This is a genomic window from Nitrososphaera sp. (genome assembly GCA_039938515.1).
Classification (GTDB): Archaea; Thermoproteota; Nitrososphaeria; order Nitrososphaerales; family Nitrososphaeraceae; genus Nitrososphaera.
Genome location: JBDUUL010000001.1, coordinates 359,022 through 378,950 on the forward strand (window position 1 = coordinate 359,022; position 19,929 = coordinate 378,950).

The 19,929-nt window shown below is 50.5% G+C and carries 23 protein-coding genes and 1 tRNA gene; 15 read left to right on the forward strand and 9 right to left on the reverse strand.

The window, feature by feature from the left end; translation table 11 throughout:
- Positions 1-57: 57 nt before the first annotated feature.
- Positions 58-987 (reverse strand): TFIIB-type zinc ribbon-containing protein, encoded by a 930-nt coding sequence (locus tag ABI361_02180; protein ID MEO9319459.1) that lies wholly within the window; start codon positions 985-987, stop codon positions 58-60.
- Between the two features lie 143 nt (positions 988-1,130).
- Here ABI361_02180 and ABI361_02185 point away from each other — a divergent pair, with 143 nt between their 5' ends.
- The 4 genes from ABI361_02185 (at position 1,131) to nadC (ending at position 3,438) form a co-directional block, all read left to right on the forward strand.
- Positions 1,131-1,682 carry a hypothetical protein gene (locus ABI361_02185; protein MEO9319460.1) on the forward strand — a complete coding sequence of 184 codons (552 nt, stop codon included), beginning with the start codon at positions 1,131-1,133 and terminating at the stop codon, positions 1,680-1,682.
- Between the two features lie 74 nt (positions 1,683-1,756).
- Positions 1,757-2,380: a DNA-directed RNA polymerase gene (locus ABI361_02190; protein ID MEO9319461.1), complete on the forward strand. Its 624-nt coding sequence runs from the start codon at positions 1,757-1,759 to the stop codon at positions 2,378-2,380.
- A complete protein-coding gene (spt4, locus tag ABI361_02195; protein ID MEO9319462.1) occupies positions 2,380-2,568 on the forward strand; it encodes a transcription elongation factor subunit Spt4 in 189 nt (62 codons plus the stop codon). Before ABI361_02190 ends, spt4 begins: the two co-directional genes overlap by 1 nt.
- A 21-nt stretch (positions 2,569-2,589) precedes the next feature.
- Entirely contained in the window at positions 2,590-3,438 is an 849-nt protein-coding gene (nadC, locus tag ABI361_02200) for a carboxylating nicotinate-nucleotide diphosphorylase (protein ID MEO9319463.1), read from the forward strand.
- Here nadC and nadA read toward each other — a convergent pair.
- Positions 3,435-4,385 (reverse strand): quinolinate synthase NadA, encoded by a 951-nt coding sequence (gene nadA, locus ABI361_02205; GenBank protein MEO9319464.1) that lies wholly within the window; start codon positions 4,383-4,385, stop codon positions 3,435-3,437. The genes nadC and nadA overlap by 4 nt on opposite strands.
- Positions 4,386-4,568: 183 nt before the next feature.
- On the opposite strand from nadA, the gene ABI361_02210 reads away from it, so the two are divergent.
- The 3 genes from ABI361_02210 (at position 4,569) to ABI361_02220 (ending at position 6,392) form a co-directional block, all read left to right on the forward strand.
- On the forward strand, positions 4,569-4,754 hold the full coding sequence (locus tag ABI361_02210) for a 30S ribosomal protein S30e (GenBank protein MEO9319465.1): 186 nt from the start codon (positions 4,569-4,571) through the stop codon (positions 4,752-4,754).
- Between the two features lie 27 nt (positions 4,755-4,781).
- A complete protein-coding gene (locus tag ABI361_02215; GenBank protein MEO9319466.1) occupies positions 4,782-5,609 on the forward strand; it encodes an aspartate dehydrogenase in 828 nt (275 codons plus the stop codon).
- A gap of 468 nt (positions 5,610-6,077) precedes the next feature.
- Positions 6,078-6,392, forward strand: a complete 315-nt coding sequence (locus ABI361_02220) for a cupredoxin domain-containing protein (GenBank protein MEO9319467.1) — start codon at positions 6,078-6,080, stop codon at positions 6,390-6,392.
- 24 nt (positions 6,393-6,416) lie between these two features.
- Here the strand turns inward: ABI361_02220 and ABI361_02225 are convergent, their stop codons facing one another.
- On the reverse strand, positions 6,417-7,538 hold the full coding sequence (locus tag ABI361_02225; protein MEO9319468.1) for a GTP-binding protein: 1,122 nt from the start codon (positions 7,536-7,538) through the stop codon (positions 6,417-6,419).
- A gap of 112 nt (positions 7,539-7,650) precedes the next feature.
- On the opposite strand from ABI361_02225, the gene ABI361_02230 reads away from it, so the two are divergent.
- A tRNA-Glu gene (locus ABI361_02230) sits at positions 7,651-7,726 on the forward strand.
- A gap of 460 nt (positions 7,727-8,186) precedes the next feature.
- On the opposite strand, the gene ABI361_02235 is transcribed toward ABI361_02230, so the two are convergent.
- Positions 8,187-8,591 carry a DUF6659 family protein gene (locus ABI361_02235; GenBank protein ID MEO9319469.1) on the reverse strand — a complete coding sequence of 135 codons (405 nt, stop codon included), beginning with the start codon at positions 8,589-8,591 and terminating at the stop codon, positions 8,187-8,189.
- Between the two features lie 237 nt (positions 8,592-8,828).
- Positions 8,829-9,428: a tRNA-intron lyase gene (endA, locus tag ABI361_02240; GenBank protein ID MEO9319470.1), complete on the reverse strand. Its 600-nt coding sequence runs from the start codon at positions 9,426-9,428 to the stop codon at positions 8,829-8,831.
- A 56-nt stretch (positions 9,429-9,484) separates the two neighbouring features.
- Between endA and ABI361_02245 the strand changes: the two genes are divergently transcribed.
- The gene (locus ABI361_02245; protein MEO9319471.1) at positions 9,485-10,006 is read left to right on the forward strand and encodes a 50S ribosomal protein L16; all 522 of its coding nucleotides are present in this window, start codon (positions 9,485-9,487) and stop codon (positions 10,004-10,006) included.
- Here ABI361_02245 and ABI361_02250 read toward each other — a convergent pair whose 3' ends face one another.
- Both ABI361_02250 and ABI361_02255 read right to left on the reverse strand, forming a co-directional pair.
- Positions 10,007-10,621 (reverse strand): DUF929 family protein, encoded by a 615-nt coding sequence (locus tag ABI361_02250; protein ID MEO9319472.1) that lies wholly within the window; start codon positions 10,619-10,621, stop codon positions 10,007-10,009.
- A gap of 40 nt (positions 10,622-10,661) precedes the next feature.
- A complete protein-coding gene (locus ABI361_02255) occupies positions 10,662-11,336 on the reverse strand; it encodes a hypothetical protein (protein MEO9319473.1) in 675 nt (224 codons plus the stop codon).
- A 99-nt stretch (positions 11,337-11,435) separates the two neighbouring features.
- Here ABI361_02255 and ABI361_02260 point away from each other — a divergent pair, with 99 nt between their 5' ends.
- Positions 11,436-12,635 (forward strand): phosphoglycerate kinase, encoded by a 1,200-nt coding sequence (locus ABI361_02260; protein MEO9319474.1) that lies wholly within the window; start codon positions 11,436-11,438, stop codon positions 12,633-12,635.
- Here the strand turns inward: ABI361_02260 and ABI361_02265 are convergent.
- Positions 12,632-14,257 (reverse strand): hypothetical protein, encoded by a 1,626-nt coding sequence (locus tag ABI361_02265; protein ID MEO9319475.1) that lies wholly within the window; start codon positions 14,255-14,257, stop codon positions 12,632-12,634. The genes ABI361_02260 and ABI361_02265 overlap by 4 nt on opposite strands.
- Positions 14,258-14,377: 120 nt before the next feature.
- Between ABI361_02265 and ABI361_02270 the strand changes: the two genes are divergently transcribed.
- Positions 14,378-15,277 (forward strand): DMT family transporter, encoded by a 900-nt coding sequence (locus tag ABI361_02270; GenBank protein ID MEO9319476.1) that lies wholly within the window; start codon positions 14,378-14,380, stop codon positions 15,275-15,277.
- Here ABI361_02270 and pth2 read toward each other — a convergent pair.
- Entirely contained in the window at positions 15,274-15,627 is a 354-nt protein-coding gene (pth2, locus tag ABI361_02275) for a peptidyl-tRNA hydrolase Pth2 (protein MEO9319477.1), read from the reverse strand. The two genes, ABI361_02270 and pth2, sit on opposite strands and share 4 nt — an antisense overlap.
- Before the next feature lie 10 nt (positions 15,628-15,637).
- On the opposite strand from pth2, the gene ABI361_02280 reads away from it, so the two are divergent.
- From ABI361_02280 to ABI361_02295, 4 genes are read left to right on the forward strand one after another with little or no spacing between them, the layout of a single operon-like run.
- Positions 15,638-16,882 (forward strand): NAD(P)/FAD-dependent oxidoreductase, encoded by a 1,245-nt coding sequence (locus tag ABI361_02280; protein ID MEO9319478.1) that lies wholly within the window; start codon positions 15,638-15,640, stop codon positions 16,880-16,882.
- A 5-nt stretch (positions 16,883-16,887) separates the two neighbouring features.
- A complete protein-coding gene (locus ABI361_02285; protein MEO9319479.1) occupies positions 16,888-17,067 on the forward strand; it encodes a zinc finger domain-containing protein in 180 nt (59 codons plus the stop codon).
- A gap of 2 nt (positions 17,068-17,069) precedes the next feature.
- Entirely contained in the window at positions 17,070-17,351 is a 282-nt protein-coding gene (locus ABI361_02290; protein MEO9319480.1) for an elongation factor 1-beta, read from the forward strand.
- 45 nt (positions 17,352-17,396) lie between these two features.
- Entirely contained in the window at positions 17,397-19,592 is a 2,196-nt protein-coding gene (locus ABI361_02295) for a CDC48 family AAA ATPase (GenBank protein ID MEO9319481.1), read from the forward strand.
- The last annotated feature ends 337 nt before the right edge of the window (positions 19,593-19,929 follow it).

Genomic DNA, 19,929 nt, shown 5'->3' on the forward strand with positions numbered 1-19,929 from the left:
GGGGGAAGAATTCCATAGCGACTCTGCTCGCATGGAAACAGCCGGTTCTGAAGGTGGCTATGGAAACTCGGTAGGAAAGACCCGCCTCACGTCTTGGAACCGCTTCCGCAGCGTGACGATGCTGATGTCACCTGCAACAGCAATCTGAGCTTGGCTAACGCTTTCTCCTTCTCTCATACACGCCGCATACAGCACGGCAACTGCAAGAGCGTTTGGATCTTTGCCGTGCGAAACCGGGTTGTTTTTCATAACGGAGAGCATTTCAAGTGCCCTCCTGTATGTGCGCTCGCCTATCTTGGCCTTGTTTGCAATTCTGGCAAGGTACTTGTTTGAATCAATTACAGGAAGCTGGAGCTCCAGATTCTGCACTAGCAACCTGTAGCATTTGCCCGCAAATATCGGGTCTGTGTTGGCAGCGGTCGCGATTTCTTCTAGTGTTCTTGGCACCGCGAGGTCACGACAGGAGGCATACACCGATGCCACGATGAGTGCCCTAATTGACCTGCCCTTGATGATGTGCTTGTCGAGTGCCTTTCTGTAGTTGTAGGCAGCTTTTTCTATCAAAATTTCATTCAGCGATAACTTGTCCTTAACCGTGGAGAGTATTGCAAACGCGTTTTTCAGGTTCCTGTGGTAGCTGCGGTTGTTGCTCGAAATTTTGTTCCAGCGACGCATTCGCTGAACCTTGCTTCGCTGCTCCGCGCTGATTGCAACTCCGTTTGCGTCCACGTTTGAGTATGAGATAAAGGTCGAGAGACCCATATCGTGAAATGCAAGAGACGAGGGCATACCGGTTCTGCTTTTGCTCTGTATGTCTTCTGTGGTATAGGAACGCCATTCTGGGCCCATTGATTCGACGTTGTCGCGTACTACCATTCCGCAGGACGAGCAGATGGCCTCGGTTGTTTCAGAGTCGTATACGATTGACGTTCCGCTGCAAAGCTGACACTTTTCAGGTGTTTCGTTTGCAGATAGTCTGTAAGCCATGCAAGGACTGAGAAAAGATTTCTATTAAGGGGCAGGTACGCAGTGCAACTTGTTGTAGCGAACTGCAGCGAAATCTGTTACTCTATAGTTTTTCATAACCAAGCCGCGCTCCCCTTAAAGGTCATGTCCAATCTATCGTTTCATTGGCGACACTTGAAGCGGAATCGGACTCGAGCTCGGTCACACGCTCGTTTAGGTTCGATTCCCAGATGCTAAGGGTACTGGAAGAAGAAGCGGACAGCATGGGAATCTCAATCAACGCATTGGTAAATATCATTTTGAGGAGATTCTCGGAATTCAACAGGTATCTAGCAAAGGTGGACATGATAGTCATAAACCGCGAGACATTAACCTCCCTTATCGAATCCATGAATGAGACGCAGTTGTCGGCCGTTGGAAAGAAACTTGGTTCGAGCATTATGCCGGACACCATAATCTTTTGGAAAAAAGAACTGAGTCAGGGCGCCGTTCGGGAGTACGTGGAGAAGGCGATATGCAGATACGGGCAACTTGGAACGTACGACGAAATGGTCTCTCACAATGTACGTACGGTAGTCATAAGGCACAGGCTTGGAAAGAAAGGTTCTGTTTTCCTGGAGTCTTATCTAAAATCGGGAATCCAGCACCTTCTTGGGATAACACCGGCTTTCGAAAGCACTGATTCTTCCATCAAATACGAAATGGTGGCGGCCTAAAAGATCGACAATTTGGAAGAATCAAAGAAAAACCCAAAAGTTCATAATGACGTCTGAGTAGATTTCACTATATCATGTTTTCAATCGTGCACATGAGCGACGTGGTTAGGATACCTCCCAACCGGTTAACAAACTCACTCAAAGATGCAGCGATCCAGATTCTCAAAGAGAAATATGAGAGCATGATCAGCCCGGACGTCGGTTACGTGATCATGATAACTGATGCGCAAACCAGCTCGACCGGCAAGCTGGTTGCTGGCGACGGCGCAACCTACCACAAAGTGTTGTTTAAGGCTTTGACTTTTTTCCCGAAATTGCAAGAGATAGTCGAAGGCGAAGTAGTTGAAATCACCGACTTTGGTGCGTTCGTAAGGATTGGTCCAACTGACGCACTGCTGCATCTCTCGCAGATTACAGACGACTACCTGAAGAGCGATGTCAAGCAGGGAGTTATACTTGCCAACCAGTCCGCCCGGTCGCTGAAGATAGGCTCAAAAATCCGCGCGAGGATTACGGCGGTGAGCCTGGGCAAGGGATCAGGAATGGGCAAGATAGGCATCACATGCCGTCAGCCGTTCCTGGGCGCTCTTGAATGGGTTCAGGAAGAGATCAAGAAGGCAAAGGCGGGCGCAGCCACAGGCAGCCCTCCCGCCGCTCCTGCTGCAAAGTCAAAGAAAGGTAGCGAGGCGAAGGCCTGATGGCAAAGGAAAAGGCATGCCGCAAGTGCAAAGTTATCACTACAGGCAAGGTCTGCCCAAACTGCAAGTCGACCGATCTTAGTCCTGACTGGTCAGGGATTATCCTGGTATTTGACCCAGCTAGGTCGCTGGTCGCAAAAACCCTAGAGATTACAACCCCGAACAAATATGCCTTGAAGGTATCCTAGTCGTTGAATGGCCTATATTCATTGCTTCAGCTTAGAAGTACACTTGAGGGTTTTCTCCGCGAGGACATTGGAGCAGGAGACATCACAAGCCAAGCCCTACTTCCTCCCGACCTTAATTCCGAGGCTTTCATAATCTGCAAGGCCGAGCGGAGGCAGAAGCCGGTCCTTTCCGGCCTCCTTGAGGCTCGGCTCATTTTTGAAATCTGTGGCTGCAAGTGCACAACTAGGTTTTCCGACGGAGCCGAGCTTTCGACTGGAGACAGGGTACTCGAAATTTTCGGTCCGGCTTCAGCCATCCTCAAGGCTGAGCGCACAGCCCTCAACCTCGTGATGCGAATGAGTGGCATTGCAACCGAGACACGCAGGCTCAAGAGCCGGCTGGGCAGAAATTCAAAGGTAGAAATCCTCGCCACCCGAAAGACGGCGCCGGGGCTTCGTTATTTTGACAAGAAGGCGGTGCTGGCCGGCGGAGGCGGCACTCACAGGATGAGGCTGGACGATATGGTCCTTATCAAGGACAACCATTTGCAGGCAGTCGGCTCTGTCAGTGAGTCCATCCAAAGGGCGCGGTCGGCTGTCGGCAGGTCTATCAAGGTCGAATGCGAAGCGAGGACTCAGGAGGAGGCACTCTCTGCGGTCGAGTCGGGCGCCGATATTGTCATGCTCGACAACTTTACCCCGTCGCAGTGCAGGGCAACAATCCGTGCGATCACAAAGCTCGGGCTGCGTAATAAGGTGCAAATTGAACTGTCCGGCGGAATCAACGCCGGCAATGCGCGACTCTTTGCAGCGTCAAAGCCCGATTACATATCAGCAGGCTACCTGACGCATTCCGCGCCGGCAGTTGACTTTAGTCTAGAGATCCCCTAAGATATAGCCAGCATACGATCGATTGCGCTGCGTGCACGTTTAGCCGTTTCCTCTGGCACCTTGACCTCGTAGCGGTCCTCAAGAAGCGAATGGTAGACCTTTTCGAGGGTTATCTTTTTCATGTACTTGCAGACAGCATCTCTGCGGATGGGGATGAACTCCTTGTCTGGATTCTCCTTTGACATTCGGTGCAAAATGCCAGTCTCAGTCGCAACGACAAACTGCTTTGATTCCGAAGAGCGAGCGTATTTCATCATTCCCTCTGTAGAAAGTATGTGTCCTGTCTTGGCGAGGTCTCCCTTTGAAATATGATACATGGTCGATGAGGTGCAACTGCATTCGGGATGAACCAAGAATTCGGCGTTTCTGAACGTAGATAGCATGGCGTTGATGTCTTCGGCCTTGATCCCTGCATGGACATGGCATTCACCTGGCCAGATGTACATGTTCTTCCTGCCAGTGGTCTCGGCGACGTACGCACCGAGGAAAAGGTCTGGCAGAAACAGGACCTTTCTATCAGCAGGAATAGAATTCACAACCTTGACGGCGTTTGCAGATGTGCAGCAATAGTCCGATAACGCCTTAACCTCGGCGGAAGTATTGACATAACTCACCACCACAGCATCGGGGTGCTCGGCTTTCCAGGCAGCAAGTTCGTGAGCATTTATAGTTGAAGCAAGGGAGCATCCCGCCTCCAGGTCAGGAATGAGGACTTTCTTTTTGGGTGAGATTATCGATGCAGTCTCTGCCATGAAATGCACGCCGCAGAAAATTATCAAATCTGCCTCAGTCCCCGACGCATTTTTCGAAAGCGCCAGTGAATCGCCGACGTAGTCAGCGATGTCTTGGACCTCTGGGAGCTGGTAGTTGTGCGCGAGAATAACTGCGTTTTTTTCACGCTTCAGTTCCAGGATACGGCTTTTGTAATCAACAGCGAGCATCGTCATACGGTATTTCTAATCACTCAGTATTCGAGATGTCTTCATTTAAACTAGTACAATCGCGGAGAGCGCTGCCAGAAATCTCAACAATTCAGGCAATACTTGCCTCTTGTGACGCCCGGAGTGTCAATCAGAGTATTTCATCCATAAGAATATAAGTATTCAAGACAAACTGAATTTGAGTATAGATTGCCAACACACGGCTCGCTTACAAAGGCCGGCAAGGTTAGAGGTCAGACTCCTAAGATCCAGGCAAAGCCTCGTACAAGTCCAACGGCAAAACTGAGAAACAAGGACAATTTCATAAAGAGATTTGAAAAAAAGAGACAGCCGGGGCAGAAGAAGCCTGAGCGACGAGGCGGCGGAAGAAGGTAATCGTCGCAAATCCTTTGAGTGCAAAGATTGAAGGCTAGACGTATAGGCGTTTTTGGTTGCGGCACCATTGGTTCAGAATTAGCGCGAGTGGTTGACTCTGGCAGCATCCGCAATGCTCAACTTGACTCGCTTTTTGACATAAATAAAGACACGGCTGCTCGGCTAAAGTCCTCGTTGGCGTCCAAGCCGGCAGTTCCACATACGGAAGATGGATTCTTTCGGGGAAATTTCGATCTTGTGATCGAGGCCGCTTCTCAGCAGGCTGCCCGGTCTATCGTGGTTCGATGCCTTGAAGAGGAAAGGGATGTGATGTTAATGAGCGCGGGAGCTCTTGCTGATGCAGAATTTCTTGAACTCGTTTCGACTGCCTCCAGCAAATCAGGCGCGCGCGTGTATATTCCGTCTGGAGCAGTTGGAGGAATAGATGCGATAAGGTCTGTTCGCCACCTTATTGATTCGATAACCATCACTAGCACAAAGAACCCAAGGGCCCTTTCCGGGGCTCCTTATTTTGAAAAGTCAAACACCAAGGCTGAATCGATAAGTGGCACTACTCTCCTCTATGAAGGCAGCGCAGAAGATGCCGTGAAACTGTTTCCTGCCAACGTAAACATCGCGGCCGTCGTCAGCCTTGCGGGAATCGGAGCTAGGCGAACCATGGTGAGAGTCATTGCGGACCCTTCGTCGTCTCGAAATACTCACGAGATAAGACTCACGGGGGGCTTTGGAGAGATCAACTTGCTAATGAACAATGTTCCAAGCCCTTCAAATCCCAAAACGAGCTACCTGGCAGTCCTTTCTGCGATAGAATGCCTCAGGTCCATATGCGAAGGCGGAATAAAGGTAGGTTCGTGAGCAAAGCACTTCGCTCCTCGATGGAGCGGCGGGATACTAGATAGAGCGATCTATGCAGAATCCCAGATATCGTGCCGGTTCGGGCAACGCCCGGCGAAGCCGCTTACTCTATTTTGACGCGCTCTACGGGCCGGGCCTTACGCAAGTGCAAGAATCTAAACAGAAATGCCAAAATTTGAACGAGTCTAATCAGAATAGGAGAGCGAAAGTCTCTTCTCGGAGCGTTTTTCGATTCATCGCTTTGTTTCAGATAAAGCATGTACCGTTTGCGGGCAAGCCGTTCATAATCCACTTGAGTCAAATTGAACTTTTTCCTTTGGGCGGTACAGCTATATAAGTAACACCCAGGCCACAAAACGCATTTAGGATGTTTCGCCGCAAGAAAGTCAGGGTTTGCGGAATAACATTATCGCCATAATTGCAGTTTGTTTTATCATTGTAGGCACCCTGTGGGGTGTCGGGAATTTAATGAGCAACACTGGCAATGCAGCCAGCCCCGGAGGAAGCGATTTCAATGGAATCTTGCTGGTCGCGGAAAACAATGCCTTTAACGATACCAACCCCGATATCCATGCCCACGCAGGGGTGCCACTCAAAGTTGTAATATCAAATAAGGACTTTGTACGGCATGATTTTATCGTCGACAAGCTAAACATCAATACGGCCTATCTTCGGACCGACCAGGAATTTACAACAGCCATCGCATCGCAAAGTCCGGGAGTTTTTGAATATTACTGTTCGCTGCACCCCGCTCAGATGCGCGGCAAGGTAATCATTAGCTGAGAAAGAGGCAGCCCGGTCGAGTGCTTATGCTGCTCCTGCATTCTTGACGATAGTTAGGACATCTTCGTCCTGCAGTATGTGGTCAAGCCCCACCTTCTGGCCCGCGAATTTTGCGCTTGAACCCCACACAAGACCATACCTGAAGTTCTTGGCCATGTTGCGGTGTATCTTGTTACAGACATCCTGAATGGTTGCCCCGTTTTTCATAATCATGGGTTCCTTGTAATCAGTCTCGCCGCCCTTGGGCCTCATGTAAATTCGGATGAAATCGAGTTTGTTGTAAATGACCTCTTTTAGTGCATCGACATTCACGTTGGCGTCTGCAGATATCGGGATGAAACTGTTCCCGATTTTAGACTGTATCTCCTGTATGAAGCCCTTGTTCACCAGGTCTATCTTGTTGAGCACAATGAGGGACGGTACATACACCCTATTACCGTTAAGCACGTCAATTAACTGCTCATCAGTCAGTCCGGGTTCTCGGATTATAATCCTCCCATTGTGGACGCCATAGATCCTAGCGATTTCCCTGACAAGTCTTTCCGAAACATTGGTCGGAACCTGGAGGTTGACTGAAATCCCGCCAATGGACGTCTTTTCGATCACAATGTCGGGCGGTTTCTGGTCGACTTTTATTCCTGCTTCGGCAAGTTCGCGTTTTAGAACCTCAAGCAGGTTGGGCTGGAAGACATCGAGAACTATCAGCACGAGATCGGCGTTTCTCGCCACTGAGAGAACTCGCTTTCCAAATCCCTTGCCCGTGGACGCACCCTCAATTATTCCGGGCAAGTCGAGAACCTGAATCCTGGCACCCCTGTACTCCATCATTCCTGGCACGGCGGTGAGCGTCGTGAACTGGTATGAAGCAACACGAGACTTTGCATTAGTAAGCCTGTTCAAGAGGGTGGACTTGCCCACGCTTGGGAGCCCTATCAGGACGACAGTGGCGTCGCCTGCTTTCTTGACGTCAAAGCCTACGTTTTCGCCACCCGAGTGGACTGTTTTGCCATGGGTGTTGTCTTCTTGCTCCCGCTTTAGCTTTGCAATTTTGGCCTTCAGTAATCCGATGTGGAATTCGGTGGCCTTGTTGATCTGGGTCCTGTGAATTTGATCCTGGATTTCCTTGATCTTCTCCGGTATCCCCATCGGTCTGCTTTTTACACTTCTGGGCGTCGCGCTAAAAAGTCTTTGTAAGGCGGATCCCGAGATATATTAATATGAAGTTGATTTTCATTCAGTCCACCAAAGACACCATCGTGCTCCGGTGGTGTAGTCCGGTTAAGCATCTCGCCCTCTCAAGGCGAAGACCACGGGTTCAAATCCCGTCCGGAGCACTTTAATCTCGTAAACCGAATCTAGGATTCATTCGCTGACAGTCTGCAAAATACAACTATGCGACGGCTGGCCGCCAAATTTCATGGGCACGCGGCGAGAGGAGACGCTTTTATTGTCAGATAGCGGCCACGGCGATTCAGAAGTCCGGTTATCTCTTCATCTGTTTCCACGCAACCGGCGTGGATAATAGGGGGACTGTTCATAGTCGTCATCATCTTCCGCAGCCTATGACGAATTGGAATAAAGGGTAAAAAATCTATTCGATTACGTGGACGCTGTGAAAACTCGCTTTGCATTGAGGGCACATAGAGTGGACGCTCATGCAATCTATGCAGAAATCTGAGGCTCTCAAAAACTCGACATCTTCGCCACGATAGAAGCACGTCTCGCAGAACCTCTTGGGCATGCTATCAGCCTTAGCCTAGGCACAATAGCATTTAACCCTTTGGATATAGTTCACTACTTGAGGGCTTTTCTCGTCTTCCGTTTCCCAGAAGCGCCTGAATGCGAACCGCGGATTGCCCGGTTGACCTTGCCCTTTATGGTTTCAAGCTTTGCGCGTGGTGTAACCGAAATGCAGAGTATGCTCCCGTCGGCCATTGGAAACGTCATGAGTGTAACCTTTTCATGCTCCGTCATGCTGAATTTTAGGCTACCAAGCTGTGCCTTGTAGCCCTCTAGTGCTTTGACGTGGGTGAGTGAATTAAGATACATTTGCTGCTCATCCGTGTCTGCCAAGAGCGGGTCTACCCCCTCCTGAAAACCGCCCTGGATGACTTCTCCCCGCTCGGTCACGATTCCCGCGAAGCGTATGTTGCGATCGAGCTGTATGATCTTGTCGCAAATGTTCGAGCTAGACACCATCAGATAATGAGCTGCATATCCCTGGGTATATAAAAATAGTTTAAGATGTTTGAGTGACGATTCTTGTTTGCATTGCGTGGCCCGACTTTACATGCCAGGAGTGATGTAAATGGATAAGCTCAGCTATATCTGCTTCGGAGAAGTATTTCGAGGAGTACCTAGCAAGTACCTTCGCGCAGTCCCTGCAGTAAATTTCTTTGAACTGAAATCGGGATTGGTCCTTTCCTTCGTCGGACATCAGAATTTATCCTCATCGCGTGATTTTCTACCAAGTGGGTTGAAGCGCATGCTCGATGTCTTGTAGTAAATGACCTCGCCCCTTCGTTCAATTACCGCGATTATAGCTTCTTTTCCCATCTTCTCCACTTGCAGGATGGAAGAAGCAAACTGCCTTACTTTCATATCATTTCCCTCGCTGATACCAAATACAACATACTTGGCAGGCTTGCTTTGATAGTCGCCGCGTTCGTAAACTCGAAAGTCAATCCCGAATCCAAAGCCCTCTTTCGCAACATATCCCCTGCTTCGAAGGTCTCTGTAAATCAAAAACTTTGTCAGCACCGAAGAATCATCTTTGAGCAGGAGCTCGAACAAATTTTCGAAGGTAATCGCAGGATGACCTGTAACCGCAAGTCTTTCAGTATGCTTCAGGTATAGTGCCTCAAACGATTTTAGAACATAGCTGCCTGCTTCGACCTCTCCGAATCCGCGGCCTCGAAGCTCGTCCTGCATTCTTGGATCGTCTACGATCATCCTCCCATCCTGCATTCTCGCCTCGACTTGAGTCGTTACTTCGCCAGCTGTCTGGACAACCGGTTCGGAGCCGCTTCTGTTCATAACGATTAAATCAGACCAGATTGATTGATTGAAGCATTAAAGTTTAGTGTTATGATATGAAAGGAGTAAATTATAGAGAAACTCGGGGAATGCCCTATGTAAGAAGGGAATATATCGCTGGCAAGCCCCAGATAAAAATTGCAAGGTTTGCCTCTGGTCAGGCGGGGAGCAACTATGATTACAAGTTAGAATTGCTTGCGACTGAGAAGATCCAGATCAGACATAATGCCTTAGAGGCGGCAAGGCTTGCAGCTAACAAACGCATGGCCACAGCCGGCGAAACCAGCTTTTTCTCCATGCTGAGGGTGTATCCGCATGTCATCCTGCGGGAAAACAAAATGATTGCGACTGCAGGAGCAGACCGTTTGCAGGAAGGCATGAGGCGTGCTTTTGGTAAGGCTACAGGTCTGGCCGCGCGTGTAAAGCCGGATCAGGTGCTATTTGAGGCATACGTTACCGCTGGAAACCTGAATCTGGCTAAAGAAGGGTTCAAGGTCGCATCAAGCAAACTGGGCTGCCCGACCTATGTGCGCGTCACGCCGCTAAGAGAGCAGGCCGCCGTTTCAGAAGATGACTGATCAGAGTCTCGCCATTAGCTGCTTTATCGCTGCGTCCTGACAGGCAGGCGCGCCGACGCCCACGCTCGCACAGACTAGAGCGATAATGTTATCTATTTCAGTCCTGATCGCCTTTCCGACGACCGAGCTCGGATCTGCGATGCTCTTGCGAATTTCTTCATGGCTAAGTCCTTCGATCAATTGGGGACTGAAGCCTGACCCTACCTGGATGTATTGACCGTCGACTAGGGTGAACGGAATTATCTGATCTGGATTGTACGTGTCGAGGATCTCATAATCAGAGTCACCAAGCTCCTGCAGAGGTTCAAAATTCCTATCGGTTGTCTCTCGACCGATAAACTCCACAGACCCGCTTTCATACTTGGCGCGTGCGAAGCTGACGGTCGATATGTTCAGATACTTCTCGTCGTGGCCGGCGCTTTTTTCATCGAGAAGGCCTGTCCACTTGCCAAAACGACCCAGCGCTTCAACGATCGCCCAGCGCTCAGCAGCACAAAAAGGACAAAACCCTGCGCCCATAAAGTAAACGAGCACTTTTGAGCCCGGCCTTTTCAGAGGCACATCGGTAACGTGCATAAACTTGCCGAGGACCTTTCGCGGTACGAATTGCGACAACCTGTGCAGCTAGGTCGAGCGTGTGCTATTAAACTTATGACTAAGAAGTGCTGGAGGCCAGCTGGCCACCAGAGGGCTGGATCTGTTGGGATATCGTTTTAAGTTTCGCAGCATGCCACATCTTTTCGTGAGCCTCTCTGTCCTCTTCCGCGAAATATCTCAGGCGGCAGAAGTGGCATTGAAGATGCGGTCTGATTCTTTTTTGGGTTTCTCTTTGAACCTTCAGAATGAGCATTTGCTCGACGCCACCTCGGCTCGGCTGCTGGACCACATCTCCGAGCTTGCTTTCAGCGAGCTGAGAATGATGCAGATGGGCTTCAGCACTGGCCAGCCATTGAGATGAGAATTTCTCCAACATGTAGTTCCATCCAGAGGTATTCAGTTTGCATATTTCAAGCTCATTAGCAAGATTGTTGTAATCTGCACCAAGATCGGACGCAGCTCTAAACACGCCTTGCGGGTCTATTGAGAGGCGTATCGCAAACTCTTTCGCATTCTCGTCAGTCCATAGTTGGACCGTCGGTTTTGCAGTTTTCGGGTGACCGCTATCGTGAATTCGCGAAATCGAATGTCTTCGATCAGACAGCCGAGCATGGGACATATTCTTGACTGCTAGCAATGCATAGTATTTCTCCACTCTATCCATGCAGCAAAACGACGCGGGAAGGATGACCCGTTTCTTGGCGATTTTTCGGATAGTATCAATGGCGCCCAAAAGACGTCTCCAAGCGAAAGGAGCGAGTAGCGATGGTCGCTTTCTACATCCCAAGTAGGAATAAATTATTCCAAGCTAAACGTACCGACGCTTAAGCATTTGACAGTTAAATCTATTTCAGATGTCGATTCTCAGGCGTTTTATGGCAAACGTGTGTTCATTAGGGTTGATTTCAACGTCAGCGTTTCCGGGGGAGTGGTTGGCGAGGACTATAGGATAAGAATGGCAATCCCTACGATCGAGTACCTTACAAAGCGTGGCGCTAGAGTAATCCTGGCTTCACACCTCGGTAGGCCGGACGGGAAGGATCCGGATTACTCTCTGTCGCCTGTGGCAAACAGGCTTTCTGAGATTATCGGTGGTTCAAAGATTCTCTTTGCCAACGACTGCGTCGGGCCGCAGGTGTCTGACCAAGTGAACGGGATGGCAAATGGCGACGTGCTTTTGCTTGAAAACCTCCGGTTTCACAAGCAGGAAGAAGAAAACAATGCCGAGTTCTGTGAGAAGCTGGCGTCGCTCGCGGATATTTACGTCAACGACGCGTTTAGCACCTCTCACCGCAAGCACGCCTCAACCTATGGCGCCGCAAAGCTGTTTGACCTGAAGCTGGCCGGCTTTAACCTTCGCAAGGAAATCGAGTACCTATCAATGATTCGGGACTCTCCTTCAAAGCCGTTTACGCTTGTTGTCGGCGGCGTAAAGATAAAGGACAAGATAGGCGCCCTCGAACATCTTTTGCCCAAGGCAGACAGAGTCATTATTGGCGGTGCGGCTGCATACACTTTCCTGAAGGCAAGAGGAGGCAAGACCGGCAAGTCCCTCATTGATTATGATCATCTAAATTGGGTGACGAAAGCCTTGTCGTCCTACGGTGACAAGATCATGCTCCCTGTCGACCACGTGGTGGCAGAGACTCCGAATGACACATCATTTTCCATGGTCAAGGGCGACATCCCGGATGGGCTAGCAGGATTCGACATTGGAAACGAAACCATTGAAAAGTACTCGGCAGCTGTCAGCGGAATTGACGGGCAGGGAACTATATTTTGGAATGGCCCGATGGGACTGTTTGAAGTCAGGGCCTTTGCAAACGGGACCATCAACATAGCAAAAAGCATGGCATTAGCATACTGGCGCGGGTCCAAGACATTGATAGGCGGGGGCGACACTCTAGAGGCGATGAAAAAAGCAGGGGTTACCGAAAACGAGGTCAGTCACGTCTCCACGGGCGGGGGCGCAACGCTAAGATATCTGGCTGGTGACGAGATGCCTGGAATTTCAGTGCTAACCCGCAGTTAGGATGCCGTTAGCGTTACGTGCACTGCTTTTAGATAAGATATTTGGTCGTTTGCCGTCCCAAGCATAAGCGTATAGTTGCCCGGTTTGAGGTTAGGTGACGGTTCGAATACGTAGGACAATTGCTTCGAGTCCCCTTTAGCTATATTTACGGAAGGTTCACTGAATGTGCCGGTAGAATTGCCGAGACTGCCAGTCGGCGTGAGCGTACCTGAACTAATCATGTTGCCTTTAAAATCAGAATTGGCATTGACGTTCAGTCGTATTTCCAGGCTGCCGCCCCTCTGAACTTTATAGTCGGTTTTCTCGGTTGTTACAGAAACCGGCGCTTGCTTTCCCGCATCCAGTTCGGCTATGTTGTTCTGAGTCCATTCTGAGAACCAAACCTCCCCGCTCTGACCAATCGCTAGTTGCAGGGCATTGGCCAGTCCGCACTGAGTACAGCCCTCTTTGCCTGACCAAATCGGATTTTGAGTAGGGATCCAGTATTCGGTCAAGGTTTCATTCGATGGATTGAATTTGGCAATTTGATTTCCTTCATGCTCGTTGAACCATAACGCACCGTCGCCAGTTGGTGATGCCTTGATCCAGTAAGGAAGAGTGTATGCATTGGGGACAGTCTGGCCGTCAAAGAGCCGCGGAGACGCGGTCGAAGTAACATAGGACGTAATAGATTTTGTAGAAGGATCAAGACTGAAAAAGGTGCTTGTTGCATGGTCGGTAACCCAGAGCCTGCCCGACGAATCCAGAGCAGTGCTTGAAGGAGATTTTAGTTCAGGGGGCAGCGTATAATTGTCTACGTGCTTTGTAGCAGCGTCGTAGTGGTATATCACGCCCTTCTGGTCAAAAGCAAGAACAGGTAACCATACTGCGTTGTGAGCACGGTCGATAGTTATCGAGCCGGAGCCGAGCGTAGCATTGAGGCCTTTGAAGGCATCGAGGGGCAACGGAATCTCCGAAATGCCTTCAGATGTCCCGTTCTTTAACTTTGACACATCAGCATACCAAAGTGATTTTGCAAAGAATCCGGTGAAATAGATGTTGCCGTTATTATCAAAGTCAAAGGACGAAGGGTAGATTTCAGGGGTCTTGTATACGTAGAATTTCTCGGTCGACCTGTCAAATTTCCATATGGCATTTCCTTCGGTCACAAGCCACATGTTTCCCGATTTATCGGGCTTCAGATCCCAGACCATTTCTGGTGCGCCGACGAGATGGTTCCTAGGCTGCCAGGATGGGATCTTGTATTCTTTTCCAAAGGTACCCGCGGCAGTATTGAAAGAGCCGAGAGCGCCGTCCTTGGTGGAAACATACCACACAGTGTTGTTGTTATCAACATAAACGGCCAGCGGCACTTCGCATTGGGAAGGCAATGAAATCTCTCGGATAAAATCGGTTGACTTTGGAGTAAAGCCTAGGCCACAGAATTGCTGGCGGTACTCCTGTTCCTGCGCGGCAGCTGTTTGGTTTGTGTCCGGCGGGTTCCCGGTGGTCGCCTGTTTAGAGAACACAGACACAGATACGGCCGCGACGGCCAAGACGCCGATCAGTGCGTAGAGAATAATCTTCCTGTTCGAAGAGCGCGTTGGAGATTTGCCTGCCGCGTCACTGCCCTTCGACGACAATTATAATGAATTTGAAATTTCCACATATATCTCTTATCGGGTCTTCGGGTAATTCACATTCACTTATCATAATCCATTCGCTGAATAGGAACAAATAGTCTCCAAACAGTGATCATGAGGTTGAAAACCGGCACGGCAGAGAAGTCGGAACAGCGGCTCGGTTATGCCTCCATAATCGCCGCTGCCGCGCTGTTTGGATCGGTTTTCACAATTGCAAGATCAATCCTGGTCACCATCGACCCTTTGACGCTTTCCGCGCTCACTTACGTGATCTCCGGTCTGGCGCTTGTTCCTTTTGGCAGGGCGTCATTCAGGCTAGGGAGTTCCAAGGAATATGCGTACATCATTATTGTTTCGCTCCTTGGAGCAGCCGCTGCTCCGGCTCTACTGCTTTACGGGCTGAGCATGAGCAGCTCCTCAGACGCATCGATACTGTCCAATGCGGAGATGATATTCACCATCATTCTTTCGGCAGTTTTCTTTGGCGAGAGACCGAAGGGGCACGGAGGCATCGCGGGAGTCATAATAGTAATAATCGGCCTTACTATCGCAACGACAGACCTCAAGTTTTCAGGCACTTTATTTGAACTCAAGATCGGGAATCTCTTGGTCCTTGCATCCATGCTGATGTGGGCAGTTGACAATAATTTCAGCCGAAAGTTGACCATTTCCAGTACTGCAAGCCCGGCCAAAATTGCAATGATGAAATCCCTGATAGGCGGAGCTATTCTGCTATCGGTAGCACTCGCGCTCGGGGCCGGGCCCCGAATTGTTTCCATCAGCCCAAAAGATTGGGTGGTAATTGTCCTCATGTCAGTGTCCGGATTTGGAGCAGCTCTTCTCCTTTTCCTCACCGCGCTCAAGCGCATAGGCACGGTGAGAACAATGACAGGATTTTCCATGACGCCCGTCTTTGGAATCGCGATAGCCGTGATCCTCGGTGGCGAATCGATTAGCGCCTTTCAGGTATCGGCCACAGCAATGATAATCGGAGGCATTTACCTCGCCAGCCGACGTTAGAGCAACTTTAGTTTGCTAGTTACCTTGTCGACCAGGTTTTCAGGAGCGGGACCTATCCCGATACAAGTGATCGTGCCGGCAGGTATCTGGGTCAATCCCCTATCTTCTATCTGGACGACAGGGAGCTCCATTCTTTCAGCATCCTTACGAACCTGCATCAGTTCCGAAAGACTCTGAACCTTCACGACCACTTTTGCCTGTCCCCCGACTGCCCACGATTCAAACCACTGAGGATGCCTCGACTTGGCCCTGTCAACTGCCATTACTGCCGCATGTGCGACCTGCGCGGCGATTTTTCCACATCCCATCCCAAGGTCCTTTCTTACCACCAAGACCTGCTTGTATTCCACTTTTCTACATATGTTAATTAGCAGGCTGAAAAATAGGTTTCTCGCAGTTACTCACATGGACGCGGTCGACGTTGTGGTTGTTGGGGGCAGCATCTCCGGACTTTTGGCAGCACGGGAGATAGCTGCTGCTGGATGCAGCGTTATCGTGCTTGAGGAAGACCCTGAAATTGGAACTCCGGAGCATTGTGGCGGCCTTGTCAGCATCAAAGGGATAGAACAGCTCGGGATTGTACCAGACTATCGAGCGTTCGAAAACGATCGGATTTCGCGTGCGCGTGTCTCGTCTCCTTCCTCGCACTTTGAAATAGATGCGCGCAACCAAAAGGTCGTAGTGCTCGATAGGCGCGCACTGGATAAGCAAGCCGCAATGCAAGCACAGCAGCAGGGCGCTCAGATTCGGGTTAGGTGCAGGATGCTGTCATGCTCTGATGCCGCAGGTACCAGCAGGCGGTATGAGATCAAGACGTCGGAGGGAATCATGCAAGCTGATTTTATCGTTGACGCCGCTGGCGTATCCTCCATCATTAAGAGACAAAGAACAGGGGTGCTTCAGTCTGCACAGTATGAGGTGTACGCTCCATGGATCACGCCAGAGACAATAGAAGTGGACTTTGACCAAGACAAATTTCCGGGGTTCTTTGGTTGGGTTATCCCTACCTCCGATGGCGCCGCCAAGATAGGCGTGGCAGGCCAAGGCATAAACTCTGCATCCGCGCTAGAATCGTACATCGATTCCAAGGGGAAATCAGCCGTAGTTCGCAAAGTATATGCCCCGATCTGGGTTGGAGGGCCAATTCGGGAATTTGTCGAGGGACGCACCGTCAAGATAGGCGACGCGGCAGGTCAGAGCAAACCCACGACTGCTGGCGGAATCTATACTTGCGGTATGGGAGGTATTATTGCGGGCAGGTCGATTGCCAAGGCTATCATGACCGGAGACGAAAAAGCGCTGGAAGAATATCAGGCTGGCTGGGAACGCACCTTCAAGTCCGAATTTGACAGGATGCTTTTAGCACGCAGGCTGCTGCAGCGACTAGACAATAAGGCCCTAGATGAGATCATATCCGCTGTCCCGGCAGATAAGATTCAGCAGGCCTCCGAATCGGGGGATTTTGACTTCCACTCGTCTGCCATCACCAAGATTCTTTCAACAAAAAGCGCTCTGAAATTCGCAAGCGCGCTTCTCGGAAACGAATTGCGCAGGTTTTTCGACAAGGCCGATAAGCAAGAATTAAATTCGGATTCCGGCGTTTGAGCACCGTGTCAAAACCGCTTCAGCTCCCGGTATGCACCTCGTGCAGCCGTCCCATAATGCCCAATGACGAGTGTGTAAAGTACTATTGCCCTAATTGTGGTTATGTACTGATGTGGCGCTGCGAAAGTTGCAGAGAATTTGCACGGCCTTACAAGTGCGTCGGCTGCGGTTTTGAGGGACCATAGCAATGGCACGCCTTGTTGTAAGAATTAGGATACTTCCAGCCGACGCGGACGTAAATCCAGACAACGTTGCAAAGTCAATAAAGGGAGCTATTCCGCAAGGCATGGAGCTCAAGGCTCACGCCAAAGAACCGATTGCCTTCGGCCTGCAGGCGCTCGTCGGAGATTTCTTACTGGACGATGCAGAGGGTCAGATGGACCGCTTGGAAGAATCGTTAAAAACAGTTGAGGGAGTCGGAGAAATCGAAGTCGTGAACATTAGCAGGGAATCGGTCAAGATGAAATAGGTGCCCCCTGTGTCATTGCTTTCTAGATAACGCGAGGTTTCTCGGTTGAAAAAGTCCCGCTCAGGAAGTGAGTCATCGCCCCCACTCCAGCTCAGGGTGGCAGAAGCAAAGCACCGTGATGTGGGTAAGCGCAGAGCTAGGATAAACCCAGAACAAATGAGCCTTATGAATATCCAGGCAGGAGAAGTGGTTGGGCTTGCAGGAAAGAGGACAACTGCTGTCACCGCCTGGCCTTCAGACGAGGAAGAGAAAGAGCAGGACATAATCCGAATTGACGGTCAGACGAGGAAGAACGCCGGGGTAGGCCTCAACGACCTGGTGGCTGTAAAAAAGATAGACTGCAAGCAGGCGAGGACGATCTCGCTTGTGCCAATCGCAGAGACTGGCATAACAGTTGACAAGGAGTTCTGCGAATTTGTCAAGAACCGGTTGCGCGGTTTCCCCGTAGGAGAAGGCGACGAAATTTCAGTCGTGATCCTCGGCAACCAGATCGATTTCATGGTCCACAAGACCAACCCCCAGTCGATCGTGAGGATTGAAAGGACTACAAAGCTGCACATTATGGCAGAGTCTGCCAATGACCGCAAGCCCCGCGTCACCTACGAAGAAATCGGGGGCATGAAGGAGCAGATAAAGAGGCTGCGGGAAATTGTAGAGCTCCCTATGCGGCATCCTGAAGTGTTTGCCCGCCTCGGAATTGAGCCCCACAGCGGGATTCTGATGTACGGCTCGCCCGGCTGCGGAAAGACGCTTATAGCCAAGGCGCTTGCATCAGAGTCGGAAGCAAACTTCTTCATTATTAACGGCCCGGAGATAATGAACAAATACTACGGCGAGACCGAGGCACGCTTGAGGGACATTTTCAAGGATGCCCGCGACTCGTCTCCGAGCATTATCTTTATCGACGAAATTGATGCCATAGCCCCGAAAAGAGAGGAGGCCTTTGGCGACGTAGAAAAGCGCGTTGTCGCACAGCTTCTGGCGCTCATGGACGGCATGTCAGAGAGGGGTCAGGTTATCGTGCTCGGGGCGACCAACAGGCCGGAGAGTCTCGACCCTGCTCTTAGGAGGCCGGGGAGATTCGACAGAGAGATCGAGATCGGCGTGCCAAACGCGGAAGGCAGGCTCGAAATATTGCAGATTCACACCCGGGGCATGCCGCTATCGCAGGACATAAGCCTCCAGTCGCTGGCGGCAGAATTGCACGGATACACAGGGGCAGATATCAAGGCGCTCTGCAGGGAAGCAGCGATGAAGGCTCTCAGGAGGTACATACCCGAAATAGACCTGGAGGGTGACAAGATATCTCCCGAAATCCTGGAATCGATGGTAATTACCAGCAAGGACTTCAGGGACGGCATGAAAGAAATCATTCCGACGGCGATGCGTGAATTTTATGTCGAAGTCGCCGAGGTCAAGTGGGCAGACATCGGCGGGCTTTATGATGCAAAACGGACGCTGCATGATAACCTGATAATGGCAATCAAAGAACCCGACAACTTTGAGAAGATGGGGATAAAGCCCCCAAGAGGCGCATTGCTTTACGGGCCGCCGGGCACGGGTAAATCGCTTATCGCCAAGGCACTTGCCACCGAGAGCAACGCAAACATCATCATGGTTCGCGGGCCGGAGGTATTGTCAAAGTGGGTTGGTGAATCAGAGAAGGCTGTCAGGGAAATATTTCGCAAAGCAAAAGCCTCGTCACCCTGCATTGTTGTTTTTGATGAAATCGACTCGCTTGCCAGGCCACGGGGGCAGGAAGAGGACGGGTCTGGCAATGAGCGGGTACTGAGTCAGATTCTCACTGAAATGGATGATTCCGGGAGCGCTGGAGTTGTCGTGATCGGAATTACAAACAGGCCGGATCTTATCGATACCTCTTTGATGCGTCCTGGGAGGCTTGACCTGATAATTGGCGTCGGCCCGCCAGACGAGAAGGCAAGACTGGAAATACTAAGGATTCTGACCCGGCCTATGCCTCTATCTTCTGACGTTGGCCTTGAGAACATTGCAAGCGCAAGCAAGAGCTTCAGCGGAGCAGACCTTGTGGCACTTTGCAGGGAGGCCGCCGTTAATGCGATGCAAAGGAAGGCAAGGGAGGTCACTGCAATAGATTTCGGAAAGGCTCTACGGCTTGTCAGGCCTTCCATAACAAAGGAAGTGGAAGACTGGTACGAGTCCATCAGGAAAAGCTTGACCTATGCGTTGCCAAAGCAAGTAGACAAGACATTCTATGGCTGAATTATAGCCCATAAAATCAGCCATATTTGATACTACAGTCCTTTTGTCCCACCGTCAGAAAACAGCTGCTGATGCCTGACCCCTACCGGGTGCGATCGGCGTCTGTAATCGCCGACAGAGCAAGCAGGCTCGGCCACAAGTCAAACTTCCTAACGGGCAATTGCAACCCTTGTGGCATCCGAGCGACCTAGGAACTGCTATTCAAAGAAAGAATGGCATTATCAGTTAGAGGTATTGTGATAAACGCCAGCCGTTAATGTCGAGTTACTTTTGTAAAAGAGGCAGGAGGCACCCTTGGCGAGAAGGCAACGATATGCGACTGGAATGCAGCCCTCTC

What these genes read in the sequence shown, in the direction of transcription:
- spt4 (MEO9319462.1), top strand. Translation starts at nt 2,380, where the DNA reads ATGGCAAAGGAAAAGGCATGCCGCAAGTGCAAAGTTATCACTACAGGC.
- ABI361_02180 (MEO9319459.1), bottom strand. Translation starts at nt 987, where the DNA reads ATGGCTTACAGACTATCTGCAAACGAAACACCTGAAAAGTGTCAGCTT.
- ABI361_02280 (MEO9319478.1), top strand. Translation starts at nt 15,638, where the DNA reads ATGTTAATTAGCAGGCTGAAAAATAGGTTTCTCGCAGTTACTCACATG.
- ABI361_02245 (MEO9319471.1), top strand. Translation starts at nt 9,485, where the DNA reads ATGAAAGGAGTAAATTATAGAGAAACTCGGGGAATGCCCTATGTAAGA.
- ABI361_02225 (MEO9319468.1), bottom strand. Translation starts at nt 7,538, where the DNA reads ATGGGGATACCGGAGAAGATCAAGGAAATCCAGGATCAAATTCACAGG.
- endA (MEO9319470.1), bottom strand. Translation starts at nt 9,428, where the DNA reads ATGAACAGAAGCGGCTCCGAACCGGTTGTCCAGACAGCTGGCGAAGTA.
- ABI361_02190 (MEO9319461.1), top strand. Translation starts at nt 1,757, where the DNA reads ATGTTTTCAATCGTGCACATGAGCGACGTGGTTAGGATACCTCCCAAC.
- nadA (MEO9319464.1), bottom strand. Translation starts at nt 4,385, where the DNA reads ATGACGATGCTCGCTGTTGATTACAAAAGCCGTATCCTGGAACTGAAG.
- ABI361_02235 (MEO9319469.1), bottom strand. Translation starts at nt 8,591, where the DNA reads ATGGTGTCTAGCTCGAACATTTGCGACAAGATCATACAGCTCGATCGC.
- ABI361_02290 (MEO9319480.1), top strand. Translation starts at nt 17,070, where the DNA reads ATGGCACGCCTTGTTGTAAGAATTAGGATACTTCCAGCCGACGCGGAC.
- ABI361_02220 (MEO9319467.1), top strand. Translation starts at nt 6,078, where the DNA reads ATGAGCAACACTGGCAATGCAGCCAGCCCCGGAGGAAGCGATTTCAAT.